The 1,378-nt window shown below is 70.5% G+C and carries 1 protein-coding gene; it reads left to right on the top strand.

What is annotated here, in order from left to right; translation table 11 throughout:
• Positions 1-1,090: hypothetical protein (locus HUX53_RS06700; RefSeq protein ID WP_176402291.1), on the top strand; the 1,090-nt coding region annotated here is incomplete at its 5' end.
• Positions 1,091-1,378 lie beyond the last annotated feature (288 nt).

The following is a 1,378-nucleotide window of genomic DNA, read 5'->3' as shown; positions in this document are numbered from 1 at the left end:
CCCCGGCGCCCCGATGGGCCCCGCCATGCCGCCGCCGAAGCGCGGCGGAGGCGGCGGGCTCGTCATCGGGCTGATCGGCGGCGGCCTCGTCTTCCTCATCATCGTCGCGGTCGTCGTGTACGCGGTGACCGCGAACAGCGGCAAGACGCCCGAGGAGAAGCTGACCGCCGCGGCCACGAGCATGTCCGCGGCCCGCGCCGTGGAGCTGAAGGGCACCTTCGGCGGCGCCGAGACGCTGCGCGGCGAGCTGAACGTCACCAAGGGCGGCCGCGCGATGGGGCCCGTCACCTGGGGCGGCGACCGGGTCACCGTGCTGTCGGCCGACGGCAAGCTGTTCGTGAAGGCCGACAAGTCGTACTGGGAGAAGGAGATCTCGGCCGACGACCCGTACTACCTCAAGTCCGGCGAGCAGTGGGGCCGGCTGGACGACGACGAGCTCAGCTTCGACTTCAAGCGGCAGCTGTCCCCGTCGGCGCTCGCGTCCAAGATCCGCTCGGCCCGGACGGCGAAGGTCAAGCCGATCGAGACCACGTGGCAGGGCAAGAAGGCCCTCAAGTTCAGCACCTTCTCGTCCACCCTCTACATCACCGACGAGGACGACGCGGAGCTGATCCGCTACGAGGCGACCACGCCGCGCGTCACCCTGGACGTCACCCCGAAGGACTCCGGTGATTCCTCGTCCCTCATCTCGGACATGCGCACGAGCATGGGCGAGCTGAAGAACTCCTTCAACGGCTCGGCCCGCCCGTCGGTCTCCGAGTGGAAGAAGGGCGGCTGCAACGGCGACTCCGGCTGCACGGTCCAGGCCAAGATCCGGCCGCCGTTCAGCGTGGACAAGCCCGTCACGGTCGAGGTGCGGTTCCGGCTCACCGCCGGCACGCTGACCGGCAAGGACCTCGGCGACTGCACGACGCAGATCACCCTCAGCAGCTCCACCCCGCAGTGGGCGAGCTGCCGGGTCAGCACCAGCGCGTGGAAGAGCTGGGCGAAGAAGACCGGCGGCACGTTCTACAAGCACGCCGACTACAAGGTGATCGGCGCCACGTCCGCGGAGGTGCAGGCCCTGCAGAACGGCCTGGAGAGCGAGTAAGGCCGCAGGTGAGGCGCCCGGTGCCCGGCACCGCGCGCCGCCCCTCGGCCGCCTGGGTGCCCGGTGGCGCTCCTCCCCGTCCGGGGAAAGCGCCGTCGGGCACCCTTATGCTCTGTGGAGACGCCCTCCAGGGCCCCGGCGGCCGCCCTCCACCCCCCGGATCCGGTCCCGAGCCTCGCCGGCACCCTCTGGGGACGCCTCCCGATCCCTTGCTTTGTGCCTGACGGTCGGGCCGAACCCGGGCCCCGGAAGTGAGAATCATAGAGTGAGCCCCAGTGAGCGCTGAAC

Origin of the sequence: Actinomadura sp. BRA 177, assembly GCF_013372625.1 — a bacterium.
Taxonomy (GTDB): domain Bacteria; phylum Actinomycetota; class Actinomycetes; order Streptosporangiales; family Streptosporangiaceae; genus Spirillospora.
This window is presented reverse-complemented; position numbering and strand designations above follow the sequence as displayed.